This window comes from Sorangiineae bacterium MSr11367 (assembly GCA_037157805.1).
Lineage (GTDB): Bacteria > Myxococcota_A > Polyangia > Polyangiales > Polyangiaceae > Pendulispora > Pendulispora rubella.
Genome location: CP089983.1, coordinates 12,554,682 through 12,579,944, shown reverse-complemented (window position 1 = coordinate 12,579,944; position 25,263 = coordinate 12,554,682). Strand labels below are relative to the sequence as shown.

24 protein-coding genes and 1 pseudogene are annotated in these 25,263 nt (G+C 63.0%); 11 read left to right on the top strand and 14 right to left on the bottom strand.

Annotation, left to right across the window (positions count from 1 at the left end):
• Window positions 1-644 precede the first annotated feature (644 nt).
• Both LVJ94_48970 and LVJ94_48965 read left to right on the top strand, forming a co-directional pair.
• The gene (locus LVJ94_48970; GenBank protein ID WXB04814.1) at window positions 645-1,409 is read left to right on the top strand and encodes a hypothetical protein; all 765 of its coding nucleotides are present in this window, start codon (window positions 645-647) and stop codon (window positions 1,407-1,409) included.
• A gap of 363 nt (window positions 1,410-1,772) precedes the next feature.
• Complete coding sequence (locus tag LVJ94_48965) at window positions 1,773-3,086, top strand: hypothetical protein (protein ID WXB04813.1); 1,314 nt, start codon at window positions 1,773-1,775, stop codon at window positions 3,084-3,086.
• A 14-nt stretch (window positions 3,087-3,100) separates the two neighbouring features.
• Here LVJ94_48965 and LVJ94_48960 read toward each other — a convergent pair whose 3' ends face one another.
• The 3 genes from LVJ94_48960 to LVJ94_48950 form a co-directional block, all read right to left on the bottom strand.
• On the bottom strand, window positions 3,101-3,274 hold the full coding sequence (locus LVJ94_48960; GenBank protein WXB04812.1) for a hypothetical protein: 174 nt from the start codon (window positions 3,272-3,274) through the stop codon (window positions 3,101-3,103).
• 14 nt (window positions 3,275-3,288) lie between these two features.
• Window positions 3,289-4,050 carry a hypothetical protein gene (locus tag LVJ94_48955; GenBank protein ID WXB04811.1) on the bottom strand — a complete coding sequence of 254 codons (762 nt, stop codon included), beginning with the start codon at window positions 4,048-4,050 and terminating at the stop codon, window positions 3,289-3,291.
• Between the two features lie 763 nt (window positions 4,051-4,813).
• Entirely contained in the window at window positions 4,814-6,280 is a 1,467-nt protein-coding gene (locus LVJ94_48950) for an MBL fold metallo-hydrolase (GenBank protein ID WXB04810.1), read from the bottom strand.
• Window positions 6,281-6,638: 358 nt separating this feature from the next.
• Here LVJ94_48950 and LVJ94_48945 point away from each other — a divergent pair, with 358 nt between their 5' ends.
• On the top strand, window positions 6,639-7,346 hold the full coding sequence (locus LVJ94_48945) for a TetR/AcrR family transcriptional regulator (protein WXB04809.1): 708 nt from the start codon (window positions 6,639-6,641) through the stop codon (window positions 7,344-7,346).
• A gap of 182 nt (window positions 7,347-7,528) precedes the next feature.
• Window positions 7,529-8,254 (top strand): aminopeptidase P family protein, encoded by a 726-nt coding sequence (locus LVJ94_48940; protein ID WXB10820.1) that lies wholly within the window; start codon window positions 7,529-7,531, stop codon window positions 8,252-8,254.
• Here the strand turns inward: LVJ94_48940 and LVJ94_48935 are convergent.
• On the bottom strand, window positions 8,251-8,727 hold the full coding sequence (locus LVJ94_48935; protein ID WXB04808.1) for a hypothetical protein: 477 nt from the start codon (window positions 8,725-8,727) through the stop codon (window positions 8,251-8,253). The genes LVJ94_48940 and LVJ94_48935 overlap by 4 nt on opposite strands.
• 96 nt (window positions 8,728-8,823) lie before the next feature.
• Between LVJ94_48935 and LVJ94_48930 the strand changes: the two genes are divergently transcribed.
• Window positions 8,824-9,087, top strand: a complete 264-nt coding sequence (locus tag LVJ94_48930; GenBank protein WXB04807.1) for a hypothetical protein — start codon at window positions 8,824-8,826, stop codon at window positions 9,085-9,087.
• 859 nt (window positions 9,088-9,946) lie between these two features.
• On the opposite strand, the gene LVJ94_48925 is transcribed toward LVJ94_48930, so the two are convergent.
• Together LVJ94_48925 and LVJ94_48920 are read right to left on the bottom strand one after the other, a co-directional pair.
• The gene (locus LVJ94_48925) at window positions 9,947-11,869 is read right to left on the bottom strand and encodes a M12 family metallopeptidase (protein WXB04806.1); all 1,923 of its coding nucleotides are present in this window, start codon (window positions 11,867-11,869) and stop codon (window positions 9,947-9,949) included.
• Window positions 11,870-12,378: 509 nt separating this feature from the next.
• The gene (locus tag LVJ94_48920) at window positions 12,379-12,615 is read right to left on the bottom strand and encodes a hypothetical protein (protein ID WXB04805.1); all 237 of its coding nucleotides are present in this window, start codon (window positions 12,613-12,615) and stop codon (window positions 12,379-12,381) included.
• A gap of 331 nt (window positions 12,616-12,946) precedes the next feature.
• Here LVJ94_48920 and LVJ94_48915 point away from each other — a divergent pair, with 331 nt between their 5' ends.
• Entirely contained in the window at window positions 12,947-13,228 is a 282-nt protein-coding gene (locus LVJ94_48915) for a peptidylprolyl isomerase (GenBank protein WXB04804.1), read from the top strand.
• 197 nt (window positions 13,229-13,425) lie between these two features.
• Here the strand turns inward: LVJ94_48915 and LVJ94_48910 are convergent, their stop codons facing one another.
• The 5 genes from LVJ94_48910 to LVJ94_48890 all read right to left on the bottom strand — a co-directional run bounded on the left by LVJ94_48910 (window position 13,426) and on the right by LVJ94_48890 (window position 18,054).
• Window positions 13,426-14,505, bottom strand: coding sequence for a hypothetical protein (locus LVJ94_48910; GenBank protein WXB04803.1), 1,080 nt, complete (start codon window positions 14,503-14,505; stop codon window positions 13,426-13,428).
• Between the two features lie 72 nt (window positions 14,506-14,577).
• Window positions 14,578-15,231, bottom strand: coding sequence for a hypothetical protein (locus LVJ94_48905; protein ID WXB04802.1), 654 nt, complete (start codon window positions 15,229-15,231; stop codon window positions 14,578-14,580).
• Window positions 15,228-15,818: a sigma-70 family RNA polymerase sigma factor gene (locus LVJ94_48900; protein WXB04801.1), complete on the bottom strand. Its 591-nt coding sequence runs from the start codon at window positions 15,816-15,818 to the stop codon at window positions 15,228-15,230. Before LVJ94_48900 ends, LVJ94_48905 begins: the two co-directional genes overlap by 4 nt.
• Window positions 15,815-16,858 carry a hypothetical protein gene (locus tag LVJ94_48895; GenBank protein WXB04800.1) on the bottom strand — a complete coding sequence of 348 codons (1,044 nt, stop codon included), beginning with the start codon at window positions 16,856-16,858 and terminating at the stop codon, window positions 15,815-15,817. The genes LVJ94_48900 and LVJ94_48895 overlap by 4 nt, the downstream gene beginning before the upstream one ends.
• Window positions 16,859-17,076: 218 nt before the next feature.
• Window positions 17,077-18,054: a beta-lactamase family protein gene (locus LVJ94_48890; protein ID WXB04799.1), complete on the bottom strand. Its 978-nt coding sequence runs from the start codon at window positions 18,052-18,054 to the stop codon at window positions 17,077-17,079.
• Between the two features lie 317 nt (window positions 18,055-18,371).
• Between LVJ94_48890 and LVJ94_48885 the strand changes: the two genes are divergently transcribed.
• Window positions 18,372-18,551 carry a hypothetical protein gene (locus tag LVJ94_48885; GenBank protein WXB04798.1) on the top strand — a complete coding sequence of 60 codons (180 nt, stop codon included), beginning with the start codon at window positions 18,372-18,374 and terminating at the stop codon, window positions 18,549-18,551.
• 27 nt (window positions 18,552-18,578) lie between these two features.
• Here the strand turns inward: LVJ94_48885 and LVJ94_48880 are convergent, their stop codons facing one another.
• Window positions 18,579-19,136 (bottom strand): YfbM family protein, encoded by a 558-nt coding sequence (locus LVJ94_48880; GenBank protein ID WXB04797.1) that lies wholly within the window; start codon window positions 19,134-19,136, stop codon window positions 18,579-18,581.
• A gap of 169 nt (window positions 19,137-19,305) precedes the next feature.
• On the opposite strand from LVJ94_48880, the pseudogene LVJ94_48875 reads away from it, so the two are divergent.
• A pseudogene (locus LVJ94_48875) lies at window positions 19,306-19,425 on the top strand (deaminase).
• Here the strand turns inward: LVJ94_48875 and LVJ94_48870 are convergent.
• Complete coding sequence (locus tag LVJ94_48870) at window positions 19,406-20,317, bottom strand: hypothetical protein (protein ID WXB10842.1); 912 nt, start codon at window positions 20,315-20,317, stop codon at window positions 19,406-19,408. The pseudogene LVJ94_48875 and the gene LVJ94_48870 overlap by 20 nt on opposite strands.
• Window positions 20,318-20,480: 163 nt before the next feature.
• Here LVJ94_48870 and LVJ94_48865 point away from each other — a divergent pair, with 163 nt between their 5' ends.
• The 3 genes from LVJ94_48865 to LVJ94_48855 all read left to right on the top strand — a co-directional run bounded on the left by LVJ94_48865 (window position 20,481) and on the right by LVJ94_48855 (window position 23,049).
• On the top strand, window positions 20,481-20,990 hold the full coding sequence (locus LVJ94_48865) for a DUF4085 domain-containing protein (GenBank protein ID WXB04796.1): 510 nt from the start codon (window positions 20,481-20,483) through the stop codon (window positions 20,988-20,990).
• A gap of 443 nt (window positions 20,991-21,433) precedes the next feature.
• Window positions 21,434-22,330: a M23 family metallopeptidase gene (locus LVJ94_48860; GenBank protein WXB04795.1), complete on the top strand. Its 897-nt coding sequence runs from the start codon at window positions 21,434-21,436 to the stop codon at window positions 22,328-22,330.
• A 161-nt stretch (window positions 22,331-22,491) separates the two neighbouring features.
• The gene (locus LVJ94_48855; GenBank protein WXB04794.1) at window positions 22,492-23,049 is read left to right on the top strand and encodes a dihydrofolate reductase family protein; all 558 of its coding nucleotides are present in this window, start codon (window positions 22,492-22,494) and stop codon (window positions 23,047-23,049) included.
• A gap of 48 nt (window positions 23,050-23,097) precedes the next feature.
• Here LVJ94_48855 and LVJ94_48850 read toward each other — a convergent pair whose 3' ends face one another.
• Window positions 23,098-24,987 (bottom strand): PQQ-binding-like beta-propeller repeat protein, encoded by a 1,890-nt coding sequence (locus LVJ94_48850; GenBank protein ID WXB04793.1) that lies wholly within the window; start codon window positions 24,985-24,987, stop codon window positions 23,098-23,100.
• Between the last annotated feature and the right edge of the window lie 276 nt (window positions 24,988-25,263).

Here is a 25,263-nt window from a genome sequence, read left to right as displayed (position 1 = left end):
CGTTACCAAGCCCCGTTGTTCGATATCGAAAAGCTCGATCTCGCCGGCAATGCCGGGGCTCTTCACGTGAAGCCTCGCCCCACATCGAAGCAGTGGAACACCGGCTCGTGCAGTAGCTCGACGAGACACGGCCCCGGTGCGACGAAGGAATCCTTGCCCGTGTGTTTTGGGCAGAAGGGTGGCAGTTTCGATGGCCCCCGCGCACGACCGAGGTCCTGCGATCGTCGTTTCTGTCCACGACGCCGACCCACTGGCTGTGTGAAAGCACGGCCTTGTCCACGCGCGTGCTGCGGCCGAAGCCATCCATGACGGTGAATGGAAGCACCGTCTCCTCGATGCTCCGCTCGAGCACTGGCACGGGCGCGCCAACCAATGGCGCCGCAGGCAGCTCACCGGGACGCGGAACAATCCCCGTTGCAAGCTTTGCCGTGGCGCGCGTGCCATGGGGATCGGCGCCGCCCGAGGACGCCTGGCACGCAACGAGCAGCAAGCATCCGATCCACGTTCGCATGGCCCCTCATACGTGAAGGCGGTCCTTTCCCTCCCGTCACGTCCAATATTTTCTTGGAACGGCGCTGTTCCACCCTCCTGAACTGTCGTCTGCCGGCACGTCGCTACGGGGCATATCCGTTACGCTGGACACCGTGGGCCTTCACGGTGCGGGCGCCGCTCCCGTCCCGACCAAGAACCATTACGGCTCGGCGGAGAAGATGGTGGACTTCGGCCTCCTCGTTCTCGAAGATCATAATGGCCGCATCATTTGCTATTCACCGATTGGCAAATCGAAGGCCCGCCGCACGGATGGCCATCGCGCGGCGAAGAGCTCTTTCTCGAACGCAACGCGCGCGATACGCTCCACCATACGGGAGCGTCTCATGCTATTGGCCCTTGGAATCAGCGTGCACACGGGATGGGCGGCCTGCGTCGTGGCGGCCGGCTCGCTGGCTTCGCCATACATCGAAGTCCGGGAGGAGATCGAGATCCTCGGCGATGCCGATCGCTTCGTCTTTCATGTGGCCGCGAAACTTCCCATCGAGGACGCGCGCCGCTGGGTCGAAGAAGCGCGCCTGAGGGCTTCGGAGCGGGCCGCCGAAGCGCTCGAACGGATCGCGTCCGGGCGAAGCCTCGCCGCGTGCGCCCTGATCGGAAGCAACAAGCCGATGCCCGAGCCGCTCGAGCACGTGCTGGCCGCACATCCTCGTCTCCACGCGGCCGAAAGCTGCTTCTACCGCGACATCCTGAGGGCCGAAGGCGCCGCCCGCGGCCTCGCCGTGCGCCTCGTGTCCCCGAAGTCGCTCGACATCGCGGCCGAAGCGTTGGGCACACTCGGCAGACGCCTCGGGCCACCGTGGGGCAAGGACCAAAAGCTCGCCGCGCTGGCCGCATGGCAGGCGCTTCGCCTCTCGTAACCGTCGGAACCGCTACTACGCGTCGCGCGAACCAAATTGGTCGCCGTGCGCTACGGTTCCGCTTTTTTCGATTAAGGCACGAGCCAGCGGTTTCCCGGACGAAGGTGGTGCGAGTGGCGACGCGGGAGCCGTGGTCGTCGCAGCACGGGACAAGTGGTTCCGGTGCTCGGAGGCCCTCGACGCGGCGAACCGCGCGCTCGTCAAGGCCTACGGCCAGCAAAAGCTGTATCCTTATCAGCTCAAAGCCGACGTGGCCGCGGCTAAAAACGACCGTGCGCTGGAACGCACAACGCTCGACGAGGCACCCCAATTCGCGAGACGCAACATGGAGTCCGGCCTGGCCGACGTTAAGGCAAAACCACCATGCCCAAGCCTTCCGTCGGCCACGCGGCTCTCCCGCTTTCCATCGTCGCCTCGCTACTCGTCGTGGGCTGCAAAAAAGACACTCGCCCCTCGCCGCCCGATCCGTCCACCACGTCCGCTTCCGCGTCGATTGCACCGGCTTCCTCCGCCAAAGCTTCCTCCAATCCCGCGCCGTCGCCCTCGCGCGCCGCAACGTGCTCCGTCGTGGGCTCGCCCATCTCGATTGCGAAGGGTACGCGTTCGGAAACCGGTGCCACGGCGGTTCGCATGGGCGACGGTCGCCTCATGGTCGGCTACGCCGTAGGAGCGACGCCCCGCGCGTCCGTCATCGATACCGCGGCGGGCACCGCGTCCACCGTCGACGTGGATGCTTCCGCATTTGCCACCGAGTTGACCCACCTGCCGAAGGGCAGCGTGTCCATTCATCGGGTCACGCCGGCGGGCGTGTCGGAGCTCAAGGTCCGCGTTCTCGTCGACGCGACGTCGACGGGCCCCGACAAGATGAAGCAGATTCTCTGCGGATTCGCGGACAAGGAGTCCATCGTGAGCAACTTCATGGGCGCCGGCTCCGACAGATCGCACAACTGCCGCAGCTTCACCGATGGGAAAAAGAGCTGGATCCTCTCGTCGTGGGGCTACGTCACGAGCGACGAACATGAGCCGCGAAGCCGATGGCAGGTTCACCCCATCGCGGAGGATGGTACGGCGTCGGTGGTCGGCCTCGGCGTTCGCAACGTGCCGGATCCCGACAAAGATCGATACAGCTTCGATCTACCGGCGAGCATCCACGAGAGCGATGCGGGCTTCTTCTTCGCGGGCCGCTTCAATGGAAACCTCGCGCTCTCCCGCCAGGCCGAAGGCGAAGCTGCGCCGAGTGAGCTGGCGCTCTATTGGTTCGATGCTCCTTCCGGCATGCCCGCGTTGGCGGTGGCCGATCGCACGGTCACTGTGATCGCGCCGATTGCGGGCAAACCCGCGCTGTATGGCGCGAGCTATCCCGTCGAGGCCAAGCCGCCAAAGCCCACCCAGCTCCCCTTGGATGCCGATGGTGCAACGGAGCGCACATCGCTCAGCATCGTGCGCGCTGGAACGGATTCGCTGCTCGGTTTCGTCGAAACGAAGGGCGCCGCCAAGCGCGTGAAAGTCGCGGTCCTCGATGCCGCACTGAAGCCCCGCCTTCCGGTCTTCGAGTTGCCGAATGTGGACAAACCGACGATGGCGCGCCTCGTTCCCCTCGAGGGCACGCGCGTGTTGGTGCTGTCGCAGGCGGCCGGTGAGATCTCGGCCACCACCGTGGAGTGCCCCGCGCCTTAGCCGCCGTTTTCTAGCTACCCTTCTTGGGCCCGCCGCGAGCCTTCTTGGTCGAGCTCTTCTTCGCGGGAGGGCTTGGCTTCGGTCACGCCCGCGACGCAAGCATCCTTGCCCGTCACCAGATCGAGCCCGTCGCGGTCCATGGGCTCCGGCTTGGCGGGCAACTCCGCCCTGGGCTCGGTGATGCGCACGCGAGAGGCGGCCGCTACTCGATGTGGCGGCCGTGTTTGTCGGCGGCGACGAGGGCGTAGGTGGTGGCCATGGCGCCGGCGATGGCGGGGCGTAGGTCGGGCGGGGCGTCGCGGGCGATGTATGCGTGGGGGTCGCCGATGTTGCCAATGTCGAGGGCGCCGACGATGCGCTTGTCGGCGATGACGTAGTAGCCGCCGGCGTTGTTGATGCGTACCATCGATGTTCGGCGGATCCATTCGACGCGAAGGGACTGGCCGTCGGGGGTTCGAAGAAAGGCGTCCCAGGCCCTTGGGTCGCTTGGATCGCTGTGCCCGGAGCCGGGGCGGTTCGGGGTGCCGGGACCGTCGTCGCTGGCGCGGGCGTCGAACTGCATGGACCATTTGCGTGTCCCGTCGTGGATTTCGCAGCGCATGGACTTTTTGTTGCCCAAAGACAGCCGGCTCGAGTTTGGCTCGGGGGAGACTTCGTTTGGGCCGATGCACTCGAAGCCGCCGGCTCGAACGTCCGCGCCATCGAGGGTGCCGTGGAGGACCCAGTCGCCGTCGACGTTGGCTTCGACGCCGAAGAGTCGGAACGTGTACGTCGAATCGGACGACATGCCAACGTTCACGCGATAGCTTCCCATGGCGAACTGTGCGGGCGGGCTCGATGCGCCGTTTACCGGGAGCTCTTCGGCGCGGGCGGCAAATTCTGGGTCGAGTTTGAGCTGAGACGAGCAGCCGATGGCAGGGAGCGCGCAAGCAAGGAGCACGAGAAACGAGCGGACGCGATTCATATACGGCTTATCGGATCGGCGAGGCCTGGAGTTGCTCGAAATTTGCCCCGATGTCGCGCCCGAGCGTCAATCCCGTCCGCGTCCGTCAGCTCGTTCACTCGGATATGGATACGTCGTTCGTGCGTTGGCGTTTCGAGCACATCGTCCAGTACGCATTGTAAAAATTGGGGCCGTCCATGTCGAGCACGCGCGAAGCACAATCGGGAGGGACGGAAACATTCCAGCTGGCGACGGTGTCTAGGAAGAAGGGCACTCTTTCCGTCTTTGGAATGGGGGCACACGTCCAGTGTTTCGGGGATATGTCAATCCATCTGCCGGCGCCAACGCGAAAACGCGGAACGTATTTCGATTTGTATGGGTGCTCGCGCCAACATTGTCGATTCTCCAGGGTGGCGATGTTTTCGCATTCGGGATAGCTTCCGCGGTGAGGCGGCACACAGATCCAAGCGACGTCGGAGCTGGCATCGAGGCTCGAGGGCGCGTCGTCCGAAGCGTCGAGCGACGCGTCGGGGAGTTCGATGGGCGACGGCCCGGCGGGAAGCGTCGTCGTGGCTGGCGCCGGCAACGGCGTGCCGGCATCGGCCTCGTCGCCTCGACGTTGGCAGCCGCCCGAGATGACGAGTAGCAATATCGAACAGAGGTATTGCCGCACAGGCGTGACGGTATCGTGCACGGAGTGGTGCCGCAACGACGGACCGTGCGAGAGAAATGCTCGATCACAGTCGTCCCGCGGAGCCATCGCCGGGCGCCGTCGCGTTTCACGTCATTGCGCCTTTTCGGAGCGCACGGTTGCTTCGAACTCGGCAAAGGAAGCGATGCGGCCGTGCAGTGGCACCACGCGCTCGACGTCGAGTTTTCTCGATGCGACGGCGGCGAACAAGCTCGCGGCGAAGGGATTGGGCCGCGGCGTCCCCTGCGGTGGGCGCGGTACATAATCGTCCACCTCGACGAGCAAGCGATCCTTCGGGAGATACACGACGAGCATCGTGTCGGCGTGGGTGCCGCCGGTCGCGTAAATCTCCATCGTGCGCGTCCCGTCCTGGTGCACCGTTCGGCCTTCCACGCCTTGCAGCTGCATGCGCATCGGCTTCTTGGCCAGCGCGTCCGGGGCCACGGTGTGCGGTCTCTCCATCATGGCCTCGAGGAATCGCCGGCTCTTCTCGTGCGCTACGATGGTGAGGCCTCGCGAGACGGCGGCGCGCACTCCGGCGGAGTGATCGAAATGATGGTGCGTATTCACCAGGTGCGTCACGGGTTTGGCCGGCAGCAGTTCGGCGGCTTTGGAGAGCACGGCGAAGGCACGCGCGTCGCTCAGCGGCGCTTCGATCAGGACCGCGTGATCGGAAAACTCGACGAGCACGCTGTGGTGCGATTCGCCGCCGAGGAGCCACACTCCTTTGGCCAGCGGTTCGGCAGTCACCTTTGGAGCGGGGTCGGCCGGTTCTGCCTTGGCGGCGGGCGGCGCGCTCAGATCGGGTGTCGGGCCATTCACGGTGTTCTTCGTCACGCGGAGGTTCAGCACCGGATGTCCGTCGAGACGGAAGGCTACCCGCGTGGGAAGCTTCATCGCGCCCGCCGGCTGGTAAGCACCGAAATCCGTCTCCATCATCACGTCGCCCAGATTGGCTTGATCGCCTTTCGACGCGACCTTGATTGGCAATCGCGTCGTGCCGTCGACGGTCAAGGTGAACACGCTGCCATCGGCAGTGCGCACATCGACGCTCGGATGGACGCCGTTGTGGCGGAGATTGGATACGACGCTTCCTTTGGCCAAAGCCGTCTGCAGAATGCCCACGGCGGTGTGGCGGAGCTCCACTCGCCGATCGCGTGCCACCGAGGGCGCCTCGCGATAGATGTTCCCGCGATCGTCCTCGAAGGCCACGTCGCCGTCCAGTCCGATGACGTTGGTGAAGGAGCTGGGAAAGGTCCCGAGGAATCGCGGCTCGAGAACCTGCTCGTGGCGCAACCGCTCGTGCGCCAGATCAGTGATCCGTTGGAACGACTTGATTTCGAACATTTGCTGTTCCGAATCCGGGCTGCGGTTTTGACCCAGGAAGAAGTATTCGCCGGTGCCTTCTGCCGTCAGCGTGCGCACCGAGTCGACCGCGCTCCTCCCGCCCAAGGCTTCGACGGCTTCATGGACGACACGCATCTCCGGCTGAATTTCCGGAGTGGCCGGCTGCGCGCATCCGACGACCAGAACGAACGAGAGCGACGTAATCCATCTCATGTCTCAATCTTCGCCGGGAACGCCGCGTTCTTTTCACCGCCCGCTGCAAGCCATTCCCCGTTTGCTGCAAGCAAAGACCGCTCGCCGCGGGTTGGCGCGTGTTCTCCGGCGTTGGCGCGATCCAGGTGGAACGCCCGCACTAGAGCGACCTTCGGAGGAGACCACGACGTGTTCGGAGAACCGGCACCATACATGTATGGTCGCGATGGTTCGTCCCGGACTTTTCGCTGGGATGTGCCCGCAGCCTTCATTCAGGCACTTTGCCGAACTCGTGGAGGCCGCGCGGCTTAGGTATAGGCTTCCACCAATAATAGATGAATCATCTAGTAATCATTGGACGGTCTTATAAAGTGACATCATGTCAGCCGATAGCCAGGCAAGCGGTACGCGTCAGGACCGCCGTAAAGCTCGAACTCGGGCCCAGATTCTCGATGCGGCCGAGGAGCGATTTGCCGCGGTCGGAGCCGAACTGGCCACGATCGAGCAGATCGCCGATGCTGCCGACGTGGCGGTGGCCACGGTCTATCTGCATTTCGCCAAGAAAGAGGACTTGCACCTGGCCGTCGTCGAGCGCGCCCTCGAGGAGAACGAGCGGCACATGCTTGCCGTCTACGATTCCGACGCCCCGCCCGTCGACAAACTCGTCGACGCCGTGGGCGCCTACCTGCGCTTTTACCTCGAGTCGCCGCGTCTGTTTCAAGTCGTCGCCATGCCGCCCGGAGGAACGAGCACCGATACCGCGGCCCTCGTTCTGTCGGAACGCATCGACCGTATGACTCGAGCCCTTGCCAAAGTCATCAAGCGTGGGATCGACGAGGGAACACTCCGTGGCGTCGCGCCGCTCGATACCGCCCGCTTCCTTTGGGGCGCTCTGAATGGTGTATTCGCCCTCGCACAAAGACCCGATCGGCTTCGATTGAGCGATCGCGAGCTGCGTTCGGCGCTGCAGCAGGGAGCGGAGATCCTCGCACTCGGCGTCGTCACGGACTCGCAGCGAGACGCCGACGGTCGGTTGGCGCCGAAACTTCGTAACCGTCTACGCAAAGCGATAGGAGCAACCAAATGACGATGCACACGCGCCTCTCCACTCGCGGCGAAACGCGACCCCACTCCTATTCCGATCGTCTCGCGAAATGGCTTTCCGGAAGGTCCACGGCATCGGCGCGGCCGCCGTCCGCCGCCGATGTCGAAGGCTTTCGAAACGCACAGCGTCTCGCGTTCGAATGCGCACAAGCCACGGCCAAGGAGATGCGCCCCGGGTGGACCGAGGGCCGTACCAGCCGCTGGATGATGCGATGGATGAACGACCACGAAGTCCGCGCCCATCTGCACAAGCCTATCGTTGCGTTCGCAGAGCGCACGCTGGCCCCCACGCAGCATTGGGAACCTGCCCGCGGAGAGGGAGAGGTACTTCGTGAGGGGGACGTGGTGATTCTGGATTGCTCACCCATCGTGGATGGATACACGGGAGATATCGCTTACACGCTGAGTGTCGGACCGAACCCCACGTTGGAAAAAGCGCAGAGCTTTCTCAGCGAATTGCGCGCGCGCCTGCCGCAACGCTTCGCCAATCCCGAGACCGCAAGAGATGTATTCCATTGGGCGGATGCCGAGATACGCGCTGCGGGGTACGATAATGCGGCCGACGGCTACGTGCACTCGGTCATGGGCCATCGCGTCTATCGGCATGGCAAGTACTTCAGCCGGGAGACTTGGTTTCCCTCGGAGAGAGCGTTCGGTTTCATGATTAGCTGGCACGGGCCGGGCTTTCTACTGAAGTCGATCAGCAGACTGGTCTACCCCGAAACGCTCGGCCCTCTGCATCACGGGCCCAAGACGGGTGTCTGGGCCATTGAGCCTCATGTCCGTGTCGGTACCTTCGGCTGCAAGTTCGAGGAACTGTTGATCGTGGACGAGGGCCGGGCCTACTGGCTGGACGACGTCAGCCAAAAGCGCATCACGATTGCTGCTTAGCCGGCCGATTTCGCGCGAGCACACACTGCCGCCACGACGGCGAAAATAATCACGGCGATCGCGAAGCAGATCATCGCCATCGCGAGGTCACTCATCATACCGAGCCACCCCGGGTGATTGTGACCGCGCTCGCCCGCCTGAAAGGCGAAGTTCACACCGGCCACGGTGGGGAGAGCCGCAAAAAGGGCTGCCCTAAGAAAAATACCACCAGCGCGACGGGCATTGTCTTGATCCGCGGTGGCGCAGTCAGCTTTGGCTGTCTGCCCTACAACCTTGCCCAAGACGGTTCCATGAACGCGAAGTCGGCCACCCAGGTTGATCACGTCGCGCGCGGCGATCCCGAAAATTTCGACGGCACTCCGCGCTTCCAAGATGACGTCACCGATGACCATGCCGCGCAGGACTAGGGTGGCTTTGCCCGAGACGGTAACGGTTCCGCTGACGACGCCGTGAAGCTCAAGATCTTCGGCCACGCGCAGGTCACCTTCGATTCTTCCTCGTTCCTCTCGCATACGGACCGAAGGATATACAATTCAATCCAAGAAACCATTCGGGACGCTGGTTTTCTCGTGCATTTGGGGGAACATCAACGGCGCCAGTACTCCGCATCGCGCCATGATCTTGGCACGTTGCCCGCCGGCGGTCGATGGCTGGGGCTCGGCCCGGGAGCGGAATACCTCCGGGCTTACGTCGTCGTCCGCGCCGATGCCCCCGCGCCGTTCTTCACGACATTGCCTTCGCGCCGGCTGCGGCTCGCACACCACGTCAGCCGCCGGATCCTCGGGGCGCATCTCGCGTCCCGTCGGATCAGTCTCAAGCACCGACTCGTGTAAGCAAGCAATGGGCGCGACCGAACGGCCGTCGAGGCGTTGCAGGCACTTCGCGTGCTCATGTAACAGGTGCAACGTATGCACCATGCTCACTTCGTTCGTACTGCCCCAATCCTTCCAAATCGACGGGTCGACGCGATCTGAGCGCTATCGAGATGCCGGAAACCCGGATCGAGATTCTGGATCCCGCACTCGAGGGTCGTTTCGCTCGTGACGGCGGCCAAGCCGAAGGAGCTTCTCGAGCGCGGCATGCTCGCGCCCTCCCTCATCGCGCACATTCTCGTATCAAAATATCAATTTGGTTACCGTTTCACCGCCTCGCCCGAATGTTGGCGAGCGAAGACGTTGCTCTCGACAATGGCACGATGTGTCGCTACGCGGAAAACGCCGGTGCTACGTTGATTCATCCACGAGCAATTCGTTTGCCGGAGCGCGCGGCGCTTGCAGAGATTGCTCGGTTGGGACGAGTCGGAATCGTTGCCTGAAACGTTCACCATCGGAATTCTTCTCCGACGGAGAACTCGCAGCAACCATTCGCATCGAGTTCCTCATATGAGCTTGGAATGCCTGCGCGCAAAAGCGTGCCGCCGTTGCAACGTCCGCGACTCGTAAGATACACACGCCCGCTTTGTGGCCATATCTACCGCCTCCCCGGCGCGAATCATTCCTGTATAGATGCTCCCCCTGCCGTGCTGGGCCTCCCCAGCTTAGGCGTGCTGAGGCGTTCCTTCTCGGCACTAAGCTGGGGCTGGCGGCCGTGCTCGGGATCGGGCTCGAGGCAAAAAAAACCGCGCGCACCCGGTTGGGGTGCGCGCGCGCGTGACCTCTTATCGTCTTATCGTTCCGCGATCGGGACGATCGATCAGAAGACGAGGCCGGGGCCGTACCAGACGTTGTTGCCCGGGATCCAGGCGACCGACAATCCCTGATAGCCCGTCAGGAGGACGTCGAGCTGCGAGCCGTTCTGACGCACGGCCGCGACGCCGCCGCCGGAGGGTGCGAAGCCGTTCGGTGAGATGTTGTACGGCCCCTTCCAGGGGCTGCCATCCACGATCCAGTAGACTTGCAGTGCGCCGTTCGGGTTGACGGCGAACACGTCGAGCTGGTTCGCGGACTGCAGTCCGGCCGAGAGGATCGCACCGGGAGCCAGCGCGCCGTTGCCGGTCAGCGCGGCGGGCCCGGCCCACGGATTGCCGTTGACGATCCACATCACGTTGAGCCGCCCGGAGTTGTCCGCGAAGAGCGCGTCGAGCTGGTTGGCGTTCTGATGCCCCATCGCGATGGACGCGCCGGGCGGAGCGACGTTGCCGGTGAGCGCGACGGGACCTGCCCAGGTGCCGCCGGGCACGATCCAGAGCACGTTGACCCGACCCGAGTTGTCGACGACCAGCAGATCGAGCTGATTGGTGCCTTGGATGCCCGTCCCGATGTTCCCGCCCTTGGGCGCGAAGTTCGCCCCAGTGATCGCCGCCGGACCTGCCCAGGTGCCGCCGGGCGCGATCCACGACACGTTCACTGCGCCGTTGTTGTCCACGAAGAACACGTCGAGGAGATCACCCTGGTGTCCGGTCGCCACCGCAGCGCCCGGCGGCGCGACGCCCGCCGGCGAAATGCGATACGGAGCAAACCAGTTGCCGCCGTTGCCCGGCCTCCAGGTGACGTACAGAGCACCGTCGTTGCCGATGACGAACCCGTCGATCTGATCCGGGCCTTGCCGATCCAGGGCTACGCCCGCACCGGGCGGCGCGAAGTTATTTCCCGAGAGTGCCGCCAGGTTCTTCCAGGGCTGGTTGTTGCCTTCCCAGGCGAGCTGCAGGGCGCCGTTTTTGTCGACCACGATCGAGTCGACCCAGCCATCTGACTGCTGGATCGCCGCGACGCGCCCGCCCGCCGGCGGGTGATCCGGATAGAGCAGCGTAACGGCCGCGATGTCGCTGTTGGACAGACCGCTGCCGTCCTGCGGATTGGGGTACGTCGAGCCGTCACGCTTCGTGATGATGGGTTTGCTCGTGTCGATGGCAAAGTTGGTATCGCCGGTGTACGCGGGATAGAGCATCACCGAGTCGAAATCGAACGAACCCGCCGGGGCGCCGTTCTGTTTGTCGAACTGGCCCCACATGTTTTGACGGATGTTGCTGTATTGAACCGTGATGTAGTTGTCGCGATCGGGGCGGCATTGCTCGTGCTGGAGACCCACGGCGTGCCCAATTTCGTGAACCGCCGTGTCGAAGGAGTTGCAGCCGGGACCGAGGTTGACGGTGCGCGCGCCCGACCCGTGGCCGAGGTAGCTGTTGCAGCCCGTGTCGTTGGCGCCACGGAAAAGGAGGTAATCGCCGGCCGTGTTCGACGAATCGAAGTAGAATTTGACGTTCGTCTTGTTCCGATAATGGTCGAGCGCTTGATCGATCGTCGTCCGGAGCGAGGAGGACACCGTAGAATCGAACCGGTAGGAGACGGCGTTTCCCGGCCAGATTCCGCCGGCGTCGAACACCGGGGTGCGGTAGCCCATGGCGAAGCCTTGATCGCCCAACGATCCGGGCTTGGACTCGGCGACTTTCGAGCGCTCGAGGATGATGTCGCCCTGCCAAATGAATTGTCCATCACGCTCTTCGTAATGGATCGTCATCGGGCCGGAGCTGGTGAGCAGCGTTCCCTCGTGCAATCCATTTCCGGTGGATTGGTCCGCTTGCGAGGATTCACCGGAATCCGAGCACGCAGCGAGGCCCGCGAGGGTGGTGAGGCCGAGCAAAAGCGACAATGTCAACTTGGATTTTGAACGAAGCATGTTTTCCCTTTTCTATGAAACGGACCCAAAGCAGCGCCGCACGCATGATCGGCGCACCTTATGGAGCACTGCAGAGACCACTAAAGAAGTAATATCGGGCTAGCGTCGACGATATCGCGTCGTCTGTATTTGGAAGGACAAGCCAAACAATCGATCCGTCCGTGGAGGTTCATGTTTGGTGCGCACCACGATCCGTCTCGGAGTGCGCTCGAACGAGTCGGGACATTCGACGCAGGTAACATCGGCGCGCGCGCGGCGCGGGTTGTCGAAAAAAGAGCCGCCGGAGAAAAAACACGAGCGCGCACGCCCCGATGGAGGCGAAAGGCGGCAAAGAGTCCTCCGCACATCGGCGAGCGGCCCCACGTCTGCGGGCAACTGCGCGCAGGTGCCATGGCCCGAGCTCCCATGGCCTTCAACGCCTCGCCGGCATCGAGGGGCCGGCATGACCGAGGAATAGTTCGTCGTGCGGGATGGATGTCTTGCAACGATTCAACGAGGGCTTCGTCCGCTCAGGAAGCCAGCGGGGGCCGACGTTTGCTCGACGCAGTACGCACCGCCTCGAGAAGCTCTCGGCCCTTGAGGCTCGGGCTAGCCCCCCAAGGCTCGATGCCGGCGGTTACCTCGGCGGACGACAGGTACACCAAGACGAACGCAGCAGTTTCGTTGTTGCCCCCTCGAACGACGCTCGCCAATCTGTATTGGCCCGCGAGCCAAAAGATCTTTTCCCACCATCGACGTCGCTTCACACGCCACGACGAGAACGTTAACGTCCTGTTACAAGGCAACGCGATTCGTTTCGCGGCGCCCATTGAAAACCAAAGCATCTAAAACGATAATGATCGAGTAGAAGGGGGGTGTCATCGAACGATAGGCATTCGGTGGCTTTCGAGAAACACGAGGAAGGCCGGGGCGAGGAATACTTCCTTGAAGAATGCGCTGGGCGTTCGGTACAGCACGCGACGTGCGCATGAATCTCATCCGGCGCGACGCGCTCCAGGCTCATTCGACTTTTGGAGACCGTCCATGCTTGGCTATCATCACGGAGCATGGGAGGCTTTCGCTCGGAGGAGAACTGCCATGCCGAAAGCCACAGCCCGTCATATTCTCGTGTCCACCGAAGACAAATGCCTTGAACTGAAGGCCCAAATCGAAGCCGGCGAGGACTTCGCGAAAATCGCGAAGGCCAACTCCACGTGTCCGTCTGGCCAACAGGGCGGCGATTTGGGCTCTTTCGGGCCTGGGCAGATGGTCAGAGAGTTCGATACCGTGGTCTTCAGCGCGCCGGTCAATACGCTGCAAGGGCCCGTCAAGACTCAATTCGGTTATCACTTGTTGGAGGTCACGAGCCGCCAGGATTGAGACGGCATCGTGAATGGGCACATGCGTGTCCGTTTCACACCATGGACACGGACGCGCATCTGCTGGTCAATACACGGCGAGTTCGGCGAGATCCGCCGTCATAACGGAGATGGCGCAAAGGAAAGCGCACGTTCCCCCGTGAGCCTCGCGAAGTGTGCGATTGCCTCTCAGTCGATCGGCAAGAGGGCTCCGCCGGCTCACTTCCCGCGATAGGCGATCTTGTCTCCTAGCGCCCAGACTTCGTTGGGACCGCCCCACACACCATGAAGGATGGCACCGTCTTGGGCCGCTCCGTGCGTCCACGACGCGCCATCCCAGTGGGCAATGGCGGAGCCGGTATTGGCCAGTTTACCGACGGCATAGATGTCGTTGGCCGAGCGAATGAACGCGGCGCGAAAATCTATGGATGCGGCGATGGGAAAGCGCTTCCATGCTTTCCCGTCCCAGTGCGAGATGAAGCCGGCGGTCCCAAAGGCCCAAACATCGTTGGCCGATGTGCCTCGAATGACCTGGACGCGCACGGAAAGGCCGCTCGCCACGGTGACGAAGTTTTGACCGTCGTACGCGAGAATATGGTTGTCGCCGCCGATCCAGAGGTGCTGCGCGTCGCTGCCCCAGATGCTGTAGTAGTAGCCGTCGGGCTGCGTGTATTTGGTCGTCCAGGCGTCGTCTTTGAATTGAAAGAGGGACTTCTCCAGGTCATTCGTTCCGTTGATGTACCTCGAGCCGGACACCCAAACATTGTTGTCGTTTTCCGCCCAGACGCCCGAAAAGGTATAGAGGGAGAGTCGCTCGCCGGGGAGTTTGGGCGGTGAGACCCAGTCGGATCCGTTCCATCGATAGATGATGATGGGCCCAACGCCCCATGCGCTGATCGAACTGGTCCCCCAGATCTCGGAAAGGCTCGGGGGAGGATTGCCGAACCCCGGATGAAAGGACGAGGTCGGAAACAAGGACCATTTCGTGCCGTCGTAATGGAAAGCTTCGTTGCCGATCGCCCAGATGTCCGAGCCGCTCGCGCCCCACATCGTGTTGATCGATTTGTCGAACGGAAACTGCGTAAACGTGAGCCCCGCCTGGAGCGAAAAGCCCGCATCTTGGGCCGGCGGCGTCCCGCCATCGCCGGGAGGCGTCGAGCCGTCGCCTGCCGTGGCGTCGCCGGGGCCGGAGTCGGGCTTGGGATTTCTGGGATCGTTCTCGCCGAGATCCTGCGTAGCCGTGCAGGCCTGTGCGATCAAAATGGTTCCCGCAAGTGCGCCGTACAATCGGATCTTCATGGTCTCACCGTAATTTTCGATACTTCAAGTCGGCCCCGCCTTTCTTCATTTGGCGTGACGCGATCCCGCTTCTCAAGGAATCGACGAAATTGCATCGTCGACCACCGGGCCAAACACGCTGGCGGGAAATGTCTGATGGAAGCGCTTCGCGCGCGCGCGGGCAAGGTCGTCGCGTCCGGCCTTGGCCAACGCCTGCACCGCCACCGCCTCGCGCATCTCGGCGAGCTGCCCCCGCGGAAACGCGTTCGCATGTTCCTCCACCGCGAACAACGCTGCCGGAGCATCGCCTCGCACCAACGCCGAACGCGCCTTGTCGATCAATTGGCGCTCGCGCGCCAAATCGGTGTCCACGGCTGCAGTCACCGGCGCGGAAGGCCGAGCGGGTTTCGTGCTCGGCGCCGGCGCAATTTCTGGTGGCGGACTCGCTCCCGCATCGACGGGCCGTTCCACCGTGACGACGCGATCCACGTAGCGAACCTCGACCCGTGGATCCGGCGTCGAAAACGCGGCATGCGCTACCGCGCCGGCCGCCGCACCCGCGACGAACGAGCCGATGCTCCAGCGAACGATACGCCCGCGCGGCGAACGAAGCGCACTGGGCCGCGCGTCCAGCAGGGGTGTGAGTCGCGCGGACAGGTTGGCTCGAACCGGTTCCGGATCGTCGTCGGCGCACTTTTCGAGGGCAATTAGACGGCGCAACTCGTCTTCGGGGGGCAAGACGCTCATGGTTGCTCCGCATTGACGGATCGGCGCTTTTGCAGGCGTCGCGCCGCGGCGATGAGCTCCTCGCGGCCGATGCGCAGCCGCGAGTACGCCGTCTTCAGTGGAATCTCGAGGGCCGCCGCCACCTCGTGCATGGGCACCTCGTCGAAATCGTGGAGGATGAGTACCGCGCGCCGATCCTCGGGCACCCGGAGCAGCGCCTGTCGCGCGATGTTTCTCTCTTGCGCGCGCATCAAAGCTTCGTCCACCGGCTCGGCCGAATCGCTGTGATCCAAGGTTTGGTCCTCGAACACCTCGCGGCGATGGCGCGGGCGGCGCCGATATTCGGACGCGCAGCGGAACGCCATCGCGAACAGCCAGGGTCGCAGCGGCCGAGCCGGATCGTATTGCCCGAGGTGGCGATGGACGACGACGAACACCTCGTGGGCCACGTCCTCCAAATCGCGATCAGGGACTCCGAGGCGGCGCAGCGAGCGCCAAACGAAGTGCAGCTCCGAGTCGAAGATGTCGCGAAGCGTAGGCGAACGTCGTTCGTCTTCACAGGCAGGCTCCACCTGGGTGATTTGGCAGCTCGACTCCCTCGTTCTCACGGAAAACGCGCAACGAGCATCGGCACGAGGGAGAACGCGAACGCGGGCGTCGACCACACCGGCGTGTCGACGACCAAAAGCCGCGTCGGACGCAGCGGGATCTGCCCTTCCCCCATCGCGCGCACCGCGAGGTGCCGGCTCAGCGAAAACTCGACCCCCGCCCGCGCTCCGGCCGCCACGTAAAAGGTGTTGTCCTCGCGGGTATGGTCGAAACCTACGCTGGTTCCGCGCAGCGCCCCGAGCGACATCTGCGCGCAGCTCAGAAGAAACTCGTACCGAAGGCACGGCGCAAAGGTGACCAATGCCAGCGACGCTTCGATCCGGCCGCCCTCGGCTTGACGGGTCACCGGCGGATCGAGGCGCCCTTCCAGGTCCACTTCGAGCATGCCGCGCGAGACCCCGAACGAGACACGGGCCCCGGGCGCGACCTGCGGCAAGCTCCCAAACGTCACCGACGGCCCCGCGCCCAAATGAACCCGGACCGGAACCGATTCGCTCCGCGCGATCGGGGGTGGACGCGCCGCCTCGTCGCGCGGCGCCGGAGGAGCGGGCTCCGCGGGGAGCGGACTTGCTTGCAACGGCGGCGGGCTCGCTTGCAACGTTGGGGAAGGGGCGGGCTCCGGCGGCGGGCTTTCGCGGGTCAGGCTCAATGGATCGATGGCAATGGCAATGCCGACGGCAAAGGCCGACATGATCTCCGCGCAGTCGCCTGCCTTGCTCGTAATCTTCGAGGGCTTGCCGCGAAGTTGGTTTTTGGGACCGTGACGTTCGAAGGTTCCCTCCAACGCGGGGCCGACCCGTCGAAGCCGAACGACCACCGTATCCACGTCGGCGCGCCATACGAACGGATCGCGGCCGAGTCGAGCCGCCACCGAAGCGCGGAGTTCGTCCGCCCCACCGCACGATTCTGCCCGCGGCCCACGCTCGTATCGAAGGTTGACCTCGGGCACGTCCGCCGAGGCTCGTACTGATGCCAAGAGAAGAGCGACGAGCACCGTCGCACTACGCAACCGTCCCGCCGAGACGAATCGCGTGGCCATCCTTGGGCCCCAAAGTCGCTTCCAGCTGGAATTCAAGGTGGCGCCAAGGCTGACAGGAGTGGTGCGGCAACGCACGGAACAAAATCTCTCTCTGTCGTCGAGCGACTGCGAAAAAGCCTCCACGTTTGCAGCGCGTCGAAAATATCGTTTTCAGGGAAGAAGTTCGGCCGCGCGCCGTATAACCTCCGACGCGGTCGGGAGTGCGACCGCTGGCATACTCATCGATCGGCGCACATGACGTCTTCCAGCAGTTGCAGCTCGTCGTTGGCGCGAGACGCGACGGGTACGTCGCCGGTGGTGTTTTCCGAGAGCACCACCGAGCGGGTGCCTCCTTCGTTGACCGCATTGCGTGTGGAGAACCCAGGTGCGTCGCCGGGGTGATGCCAGAAGCCACCACACCGCGTTGGAGACCAAAAGATGCCAAGTCCGTCGCGTAGCCCCGGAAACACGGCCTGCAGCTCGGTGGCGGGAACGGTGTCATGCATCTCCGCCATGCGCGCGGGAGACAGAAGTACTCCACCCTGCAACGCACGCCAGAATCGAGTCAGATCCTCGGTCGTGGTGATCAGGCTCCCCGCAGCACCACCCCAGCTCATGTTGAATAGGGTGACGTCAATGGGCGGCTGTCCCGCGGAGAACGAGTTGTAGCCCTGCGCGTGCGGCGCGGGTAGATCGGCCCAATCTTCCGGTTCGAACGTGTGCCACATGTGGAGCGGCTCCAGGATACGTGTACGTATTTCTGTACGCCAATCATGGCCGGTGGCTTTCTCGATGATCATGGCTGCGAGCGTGTAATTCGTATTCGAATAGCTCCAACTCGTTCCGGATGCGAACTTCGGCTCGTGCGCGATCGCGGTTGCGACCAGCGCCTCGGAGTCGAAATGTTGGAAACGCTTTGCGTAGTAATCCTTTTCCGTGAAGTCCCCGAGCAAGTCTTTGGCGTAATCGTAGAGACCGCTCGTGTGCTGCAGGAGATGGCGCATCGTCATCGTTTTGCCATCGTTCCCATGTCCGGATACCCGCCCGGGCAACCATCGATCGACGGTGTCGTCGAGTCGAATCTTCTCTTCGTCGACGAGTTGCAGCATCACCACCGCGACGAAGGTCTTGGTATTGCTGCCCATCCGGAACTGGCTCTCGAACGCCACGGGCTCCGTGCTATTGCGACGAGCGCTGCCGCTGCGAGCATCGATCACGTGCGCACCGTCACTCGCTCGAGCGACCACGCCAATCACGCCGCCGGAATGAAGCCGATCAAGACCTCTTTGCAGGGGCGTCGCTATTTGAGTGTCCTCCTGAACGGTCAGTCCAGCAGACCAGCGTCCATGAGGATCGGGTGAGGTATCCTCCGCACAACCTGCAAATGCCAAGCTCGCCAATGCCAAGCACATCATGCTATCGAGATTCACGCGACCTCCTCCATTGAGTGGCCACCTAGTTCCCAGTTGCATCCCGTTCGTTCACTGCATAATCGAAATGTCGACCAACATCGTTCGGCAAAGAGGATTTCCCCGTGAATGGGACGTCGAACGATGGCACGCGCATCGACCGAGCAGCGCTGGAATTCTACCGGCTCCAGTGGCGATTGTCCGACGTCTGTGCCTTCGCGGCGACGTTCCGCGCCCCTCATCTCGATGATGAGAACACGCGCGTCGCGTGGAGCTCTCTCGAGGGGTACCTGCATTCCCTGTAGCGCTGCGCCCGCGTTGCTTGGCTCGGATCATACGTCGGTCCAAACGAGTAGCGCCCGATAATACCTCTTGGCGTCGTTCAAATAAGCCACGAGCCTCTGACGGGCAGCAATGAGCATCGCGAAATATTCGTACGATTCCTCACCGGACTTTGGCGAGCATCCCCTTGCGCTCCACGCGACGCGGCCAACTTCGTAGTGTGCTCCAAACTCATCGACACGGCGCTCGGCCAACGCGTCGAGCACTATATGTACCTGGCCGTTGGTGAGAAGTCGTATGGGGCCGCAACCATCGTCTTCGAACGGAGCGCACACCTCCTCCTTGAACAATAGATCCATGGCGCGTGATCCTCGATAAGCCCATGAGAGGCCCATCCACGCCCCCTCCAAAGGGAGCGCGCGATCGACATCGCGCCGCGCAACGCCGTGCTCGAACAGCCACTTCCAGAACTCGTCCCGTTGCCGCTCGCACTTGTTCGCCCGTTCGGCGACGCCCGCGGGGAGTTGCCTCTCGGGCCCTTGCTCCACGCTCCGCAAAAAAGTCGCGCGGTCGAAGTCGCACGCATATTGCTCACGCGCTAGGCGCAAGCCAACTTCGGATTTCGTGTAAATACGAGCGTAAAGCTCTTCAGAAATGCTGCGAACGTAAGAACTTGACACCCATCGGCGGTGTATATCATGTTGCGGCGCCGCGGATGTTAGCGTTCCAAGGATCCCGCGTGAATTCGCCAGGAGTTGTATGCGTTAGACTCGCCGCATGGGACTCTTGACCTTCAGCATCAACGTCACCCTGGACGGCTGCGTCGACCACCAGGAGGGTATCGCCGACGACGAAACACTCGCCTTCTTCACCCGCCTCATGGACGAGGCCGGGGCGACGGCGCCGATACCGGTGGTTTTCTTCGTGCACGGTGGTAGCCGCTGCTGCGACACATCTCGTCGTGGTGCGCGAGGCGATGTGCCTCCTCGGGGCCAAAGCTCTCGGCGAGCTCGGCCTCGAAAACACTCGCCTCTCCCGTGAGCGCGAGAAACATTTTCATCGTTGCGCCCTGCTGCTCGGACGGTGGTGTCTGTCGGAGGCCCGCCCGTATCTCGGCGACATGGCGTATCGATTCGTCGACCCCCCGAGGGTCCGCCGCAGAGGCAACGTCTTTGACGATATCGATGCACTCGGCAAGAGGGATCTTCGCCACCACCGCAGGGTCGCCGCCGAGCGCCCGCTGGCAGAGCGGACGCACCGCACGACCCAAGCGATCTTGCGAATGCGCGTACGCGAGCCCAATCGACTTGAAGTCATCGGGAGCGAGACCGAGCTTCACCATTTGCTCGGGCGATGGGTCCCAGTCATCCGCTTGCTCGCGGAAGCAAGGCATCGTGTACTTGATAGTCTCCTTTTTGGCGAGCTCCTTCCAGTCGTCCTGGGATAGCTCGGCAACCTCGCGCGCTCTCTCACCTCCATCGCTCGTACTGAGCTGATTCTCCGCCGTTGCAAGCTTGCTTTCGAGCGAAGCTCGCTCGGCTTCGAGGGCCGTGAGGCGATGCTCGTAACGGCGCACCTCCTCCACGAGATTCTCGTTTGCATCCGTGTCCTCGTCCGCCATCGGTGCGGCATAAGCGCCGCGCACATCGAACGTCACACCATCGCAGGGGGCGAGGCTCGGAGAATGACCTGCCGACGAAACCGTCTGCTTTCCTTGGAACACGGCGACGACGAGGAGCGCACTCGTCGCGGCAGCCACAGTGCCAATTTTCACGTCTCGAAGATTCATGCCTTGAGTACCTTCGCCCGATTCGACAGACCCGCGAACGAAAGGTTCCCGCCGCAACACTACGAAAGACGGAATTGGAATTCTGCGCCCTTCACGTAACTCGCAGGGAGCAAGCGAGTCGACCCAAATTGACTCGGTTGATGCTGGGTCTTAGATTCGGACCGTGCGATACTTCACTCGCGGTTGGGCAAACGGTGAGCTTACGGATGATGCGCATGCCCTCGTTTGCGACGCGTATGCGGCGCGGCTCGAGCAAATCGTCTTTCGGTTCCCCTCCTCGATGGCCCGTCTACATCAGGAGACTTCCCTCCACGATGCGCTCATCGAGTCGGTGCGCTGGAAGCCGTCCGCCGCGGAGCTTCAGCTTAGGCTCGTCGCCGGAACTTCGGAGATCGGATACCAGACGGTAAGTTTAACTTATCGAGGTGCGATGCTCGGCAGACCGCGAATCGCGTCACTGCGAAACGCCGCAAACGACCGAGAGGCGTGTGTCCTTTACCAGGAGCTCGACATTGCGGATGACGGTACATTCGCCCATCGGTTGCTCTTTTGGCCAAACGAGGAAGTCACGATCGAATTCCGAGAACTGGAATACGACAGCGCGCCCCGTAACGATTGCCGCGTCACGCTCGGAGGCGCATTCGTCGTCGAGGGCGAAGAAGAGCCAGCATAGCATTTGTCGCGGCCCTATGTCCGGACGCGCTCCGCGAACAGTTCCTCGAGGACTGGGGCCGGCGTCGATGACGGCGGCGAGGAGTTCGTGAAGTCGGGTAACTTTGCGGTAACGCCTCGTACCACGCTGCGCTAGGAGTGCATCCACCGGACGTACGGATCGCGCCGAAATGCGATATGAGCACGGTGCAATGAGCAATCATTGCCCAAGCCCTCGGTCAGACTTGAGCAGATTCTGCTCATTTCCTCGCTACTCTTGTTCAGTTGATGTTCGGTAATCAGCGGATCGCGAGACATCGCGGTAGGTCGCGAGGCGCCGCGCGATGGCCAATTTCGCACATGCGATCATGAAATCTGGATACCGGCAGGCTTGTCATGCTGCTAAGAGCAACTACGTATTGCTCACGAGCTCGGGCCGTCTCCTTGCTTAGGAAAGGGACCTACATGAAATCCATTCGCGTTGCAGTGCTTGCGTTGCCGCTGTTCATCGGTCTTTTTGCATTCGCTGATGCTGCCGCCGCCGCAAAACCGGCGAAGCCGGCCGGTGCGTCACGCGCCGTCAAGTCGGGCAAGTCGGGTAAGTCTGCCAAATTGGCGTTTGCGCCGAACTTCAAGGCGCCATTCCCGTGTGGCCAGCAATGGACGTACTCACACCATGATGGGGAAGTTCGTCGTGCGCTCGACTTCATTCGCACCGACGGCGGGTCGACCGGCGGCACCCCCAACCTCGCATCCGCCGCAGGAACCGTGCACAATCTTTATCAAGAAGGTGGCGCGGGAAATTACGTCCAGATCGATCACGGCGACGGGTGGACGACGTTTTATTTTCATCTCTCGTCATTTTCAGTCGGCGACGGATCCTATGTCGAGCAAGGCCAGGAGATCGGCATCACGGGTTCGACGGGCGCTTCGAGTGGCCCGCACATCCATTATGAGCAGCTGTATTTCGGCGATGGCCAAGACATCCAAATCAACGGGGGCGGGCTGGGCTATCCGGGTGAGTATTATCAAGAGTACATCACCAGCGACAATGGGTGCGGGGGCACGGGCGGCAAATCCTATGTCGACACGTTCGACAATGCGACCGGCTACAACGACGCCAACATGTCCGACGCCCAGGGCACCCTTTTCAAGGGCACGAACTACGTGTACTGCAAGGTCTACGGCGCCGAGGTCCGCTCGGGCGATTCCTTCAACCACTGGTGGCTCCGTACGGATCTCGACGAGACGTTCCCTGGCAAGAACGGCCGCAATGCTTATGTATCGGCGTATTACCTTTCGCGATGGGGTAACGACGAGGCCAAAGACAACAACGGCAACGTCATTCCCGACTGCCCATGAAACCATGGCGGCCACGGCCCCTAGGAGTGACCCGGGTTCGCCCGTAAAGGGCCGTCGACTGAACCGAATCGACGCTCACGTTTCCGGTGGTGTTCTATTTGGGTTCGTTCTGCGACGGCCTGCCGTTCCATCGTCAGGGGTGTATGGCTTAGACTCGCCGCATGGGACTCTTGACCTTCAGCATCAACGTCACCCTGGACGGCTGCGTCGACCACCAGGAGGGAATCGCCGATGACGAGATACACGCCTTCTTCACCCGCCTCATGGACGAGGCCGGGGCGATGTTATGGGGCCGCGTCACCTACGAGATGATGGAGAGCTACTGGCCCGCGGTCGCCCGCGGCGACGAGGAGGCGCCGCCGGCGATGCGCGAGTGGGCGGTCAAGCTGGAGGCCAAGCCGAAGTACGTCGTGTCGTCGACGCGAAAGGACTTCCCGTGGACCAATAGCCACCACATCGCCGGCGACCTGCGCACGGGCGTGCAGAAGCTCAAGGACGCGACCCCGGCCGGTGTGCTCCTCGGTAGCGGCAAGCTCGCGACCGAGCTGGACCGGCTGGATCTGATCGACGAGTACGAGTTCCTCATCCACCCCAGGATCGCCGGCCACGGCCCGACCCTGTACCAGAGCGGGCTGCCCAGCACGCGACGGCTCGAGCTGGTCTCGACGAAGCCGCTCCGCAACGGCGCCGTCGCCATGCACTACCGGCGCGCGCGCTGACTCCGAGCCGCCCCATCGCGCCCAGCTCGGCGCGTCGCGAATCACAGGTCAGTCGGGTACGGGTTGCGTGCCTTCGAGCCGGAAGACGTAAGCCCCCGCGGTCACCACCGCGCGGACGTGGAACGCGTGCTGGTCCGCGATGTACTCTTCGATGGCGTCCGACGCATAGGTTCCCGTCGCCTCCACGCGCAGCGGCGTGCCGGAGAGCACGAGCGCCGTCGTTCCATTGAAGTAGACATAGCGGTCGCCGCAGCGCATGAACAATTCGGCCCCGTAGGTGACGCCTTTGCAGTCGGAGAGCCCATCGACGGCGAACGTGCCCTGGTAGAACGACACGCCACGCTCCGATCCTGGCGCGGCAGCGTCGAGTTGCACGGATCCATCGCGAAGATTCAATGCGAGCACCCCGGTGCGGTTCGCCTCGACGAGTGTGCCGTCGTTCACGCTCGTGCCGAACATGGAATAGGGAAGGCGCCCGACGAAACGCGCCTCGCGTCGATAGCCTTCGAGCGACCTGCATGGGAACCGAATCTCGCGCATCCGCGCGGGGACGTCGCGCTGCCACAGGGAGCGTCCGTTGCCATCGTCCCAGCTGAGCGCGCGCAGGCTGCAATTCTCGTAGCTGCCGGAGGACTCTGCCGCGAACAACCAACGGGGAAACGGCTCGAGCGGGAGAGGCTCCGCCCCTGTCGCGTCGAAGGCGACGACACCGCTCGACGCCGCGATGATTCGCGGCGTGCCTCGGCGCGGGCGCGCAACGGCAAAGTCGGACGCTCCCGTGCCGAGCCCGAAGCGCCTCGCCCCGGTCGCACGCTCGAGGCCCCACACGCGGCGGTTGCCATCGAGCACGTAGACCAGGTCGTCGTCGACACGAAGCGATCGCGCGGAATAGGCCGAATCGAACGACCATCGTACGCCGCCCGTCGCCAAATCGATGGCAAGGACGGTCACGGTTCCAGATTTCGTTTCGGCGGCGGCGAACAGATATCCATCTTTGGCGATGAGTTCCGTCGGAGTGCCCGGGATGGCCACTTCGCCCACCCCGGCCCCGGTCGAGCCATCGACGACTTGGACGCGTCCGTCGAACGCGATCGCCACGTACTTGCTGTCTGCCGCAACGAGCGGGAGCGCGCCCGCAGGCGCCCACGACGTGCTCCACGTCGAGGTGCCATTGGCCTCGTACGCGGTCAATGTGCCGTTCGTGCGGACGAACACGCGGGCTCCGTCGGTTGCAAGCATCACGTCGCCTTCGTCGTGCGATCGGCGTTCGACGACGATTTTGCTCCAGAGATCCATCCCCGTGCGCGGATCGATGGCCACCACCACTTCGCGTCCGTCCGACGCATTGGCACCGACGACGATGGCCGTGGACGTTGCAAGGACCTTCAGGGAGTTCGTCAGCGCGTATTCGTCGCCGCGAAGCGACGGCGGAAGCAGCGCGCGCGTCCACCGCACGGCACCCGTGCGGATGCCGATGGCGCTGAGCGACTGTTTCGAGCTACCGACGAGTACCCCGTGCACGACGCGCGCACGCGGATTGTAGGCATCGATGACCGAAGTGCGTCCGCTCTCCCGTGCGGCGACGAGCTCCGCACATTCACCGCCGGTTTCGGCGTCGAGTGTCACCGTGCGGCCATTCCGTTTCTTCGCGACAATGACGCTGTCCGCAGCCTCCGCGGAGGCCAAATCTTCGCCCGCACCAAGGTTGACGCGCCATGCGGGAACGAGACCGCTCGCCGGATCGACACGGGCGTCCGGCTGACCCGGACCACACACCAGGGGCGCGGCCGAGTCATCGTTGACCTCCGCCGGCGTGCACTCGGGACACTGATCGGCCACCCGCGGCTGCGGGGTCGAATCGCTGCATGCTGAAGCAAGAACGAGCGTGAGAACCGTGATTGCACGACTCCGCCGCTTCCACCAAAAAGACGAGCGCATGCATTTTAGATGGCCGAAGGGCAGTCGATCCTTCGGTGGGATCGAAAGCTCTTGGCGAAGAAAATGATTCGACGGCGATCTGGGATCAGGCATTTCCCTGTACGAGTCGATCGACACACGCACCCCATTGCCGCGAATAATGCGTGAAGTAGCGACCCAAATACTTGCGGTGCGGTTCGTTGCACCCGTACATGGCAATGGGCAAGTTCCACTATTCTTCGGAGATGCGCTCCATCTCCTTCTTGGTGGAAACGGGGACACCCCAGCGCACAGTCC

Coding starts and splice junctions, on each gene's coding strand:
- LVJ94_48925 (WXB04806.1), bottom strand. CDS start 11,869: ATGCTTCGTTCAAAATCCAAGTTGACATTGTCGCTTTTGCTCGGCCTC.
- LVJ94_48860 (WXB04795.1), top strand. CDS start 21,434: ATGAAATCCATTCGCGTTGCAGTGCTTGCGTTGCCGCTGTTCATCGGT.
- LVJ94_48950 (WXB04810.1), bottom strand. CDS start 6,280: ATGAGATGGATTACGTCGCTCTCGTTCGTTCTGGTCGTCGGATGCGCG.
- LVJ94_48945 (WXB04809.1), top strand. CDS start 6,639: ATGTCAGCCGATAGCCAGGCAAGCGGTACGCGTCAGGACCGCCGTAAA.
- LVJ94_48940 (WXB10820.1), top strand. CDS start 7,529: ATGCGCCCCGGGTGGACCGAGGGCCGTACCAGCCGCTGGATGATGCGA.
- LVJ94_48955 (WXB04811.1), bottom strand. CDS start 4,050: ATGAATCGCGTCCGCTCGTTTCTCGTGCTCCTTGCTTGCGCGCTCCCT.
- LVJ94_48870 (WXB10842.1), bottom strand. CDS start 20,317: ATGAATCTTCGAGACGTGAAAATTGGCACTGTGGCTGCCGCGACGAGT.
- LVJ94_48910 (WXB04803.1), bottom strand. CDS start 14,505: ATGAAGATCCGATTGTACGGCGCACTTGCGGGAACCATTTTGATCGCA.
- LVJ94_48895 (WXB04800.1), bottom strand. CDS start 16,858: ATGGCCACGCGATTCGTCTCGGCGGGACGGTTGCGTAGTGCGACGGTG.
- LVJ94_48905 (WXB04802.1), bottom strand. CDS start 15,231: ATGAGCGTCTTGCCCCCCGAAGACGAGTTGCGCCGTCTAATTGCCCTC.
- LVJ94_48850 (WXB04793.1), bottom strand. CDS start 24,987: ATGCGCTCGTCTTTTTGGTGGAAGCGGCGGAGTCGTGCAATCACGGTT.
- LVJ94_48855 (WXB04794.1), top strand. CDS start 22,492: ATGGGACTCTTGACCTTCAGCATCAACGTCACCCTGGACGGCTGCGTC.
- LVJ94_48915 (WXB04804.1), top strand. CDS start 12,947: ATGCCGAAAGCCACAGCCCGTCATATTCTCGTGTCCACCGAAGACAAA.
- LVJ94_48965 (WXB04813.1), top strand. CDS start 1,773: ATGCCCAAGCCTTCCGTCGGCCACGCGGCTCTCCCGCTTTCCATCGTC.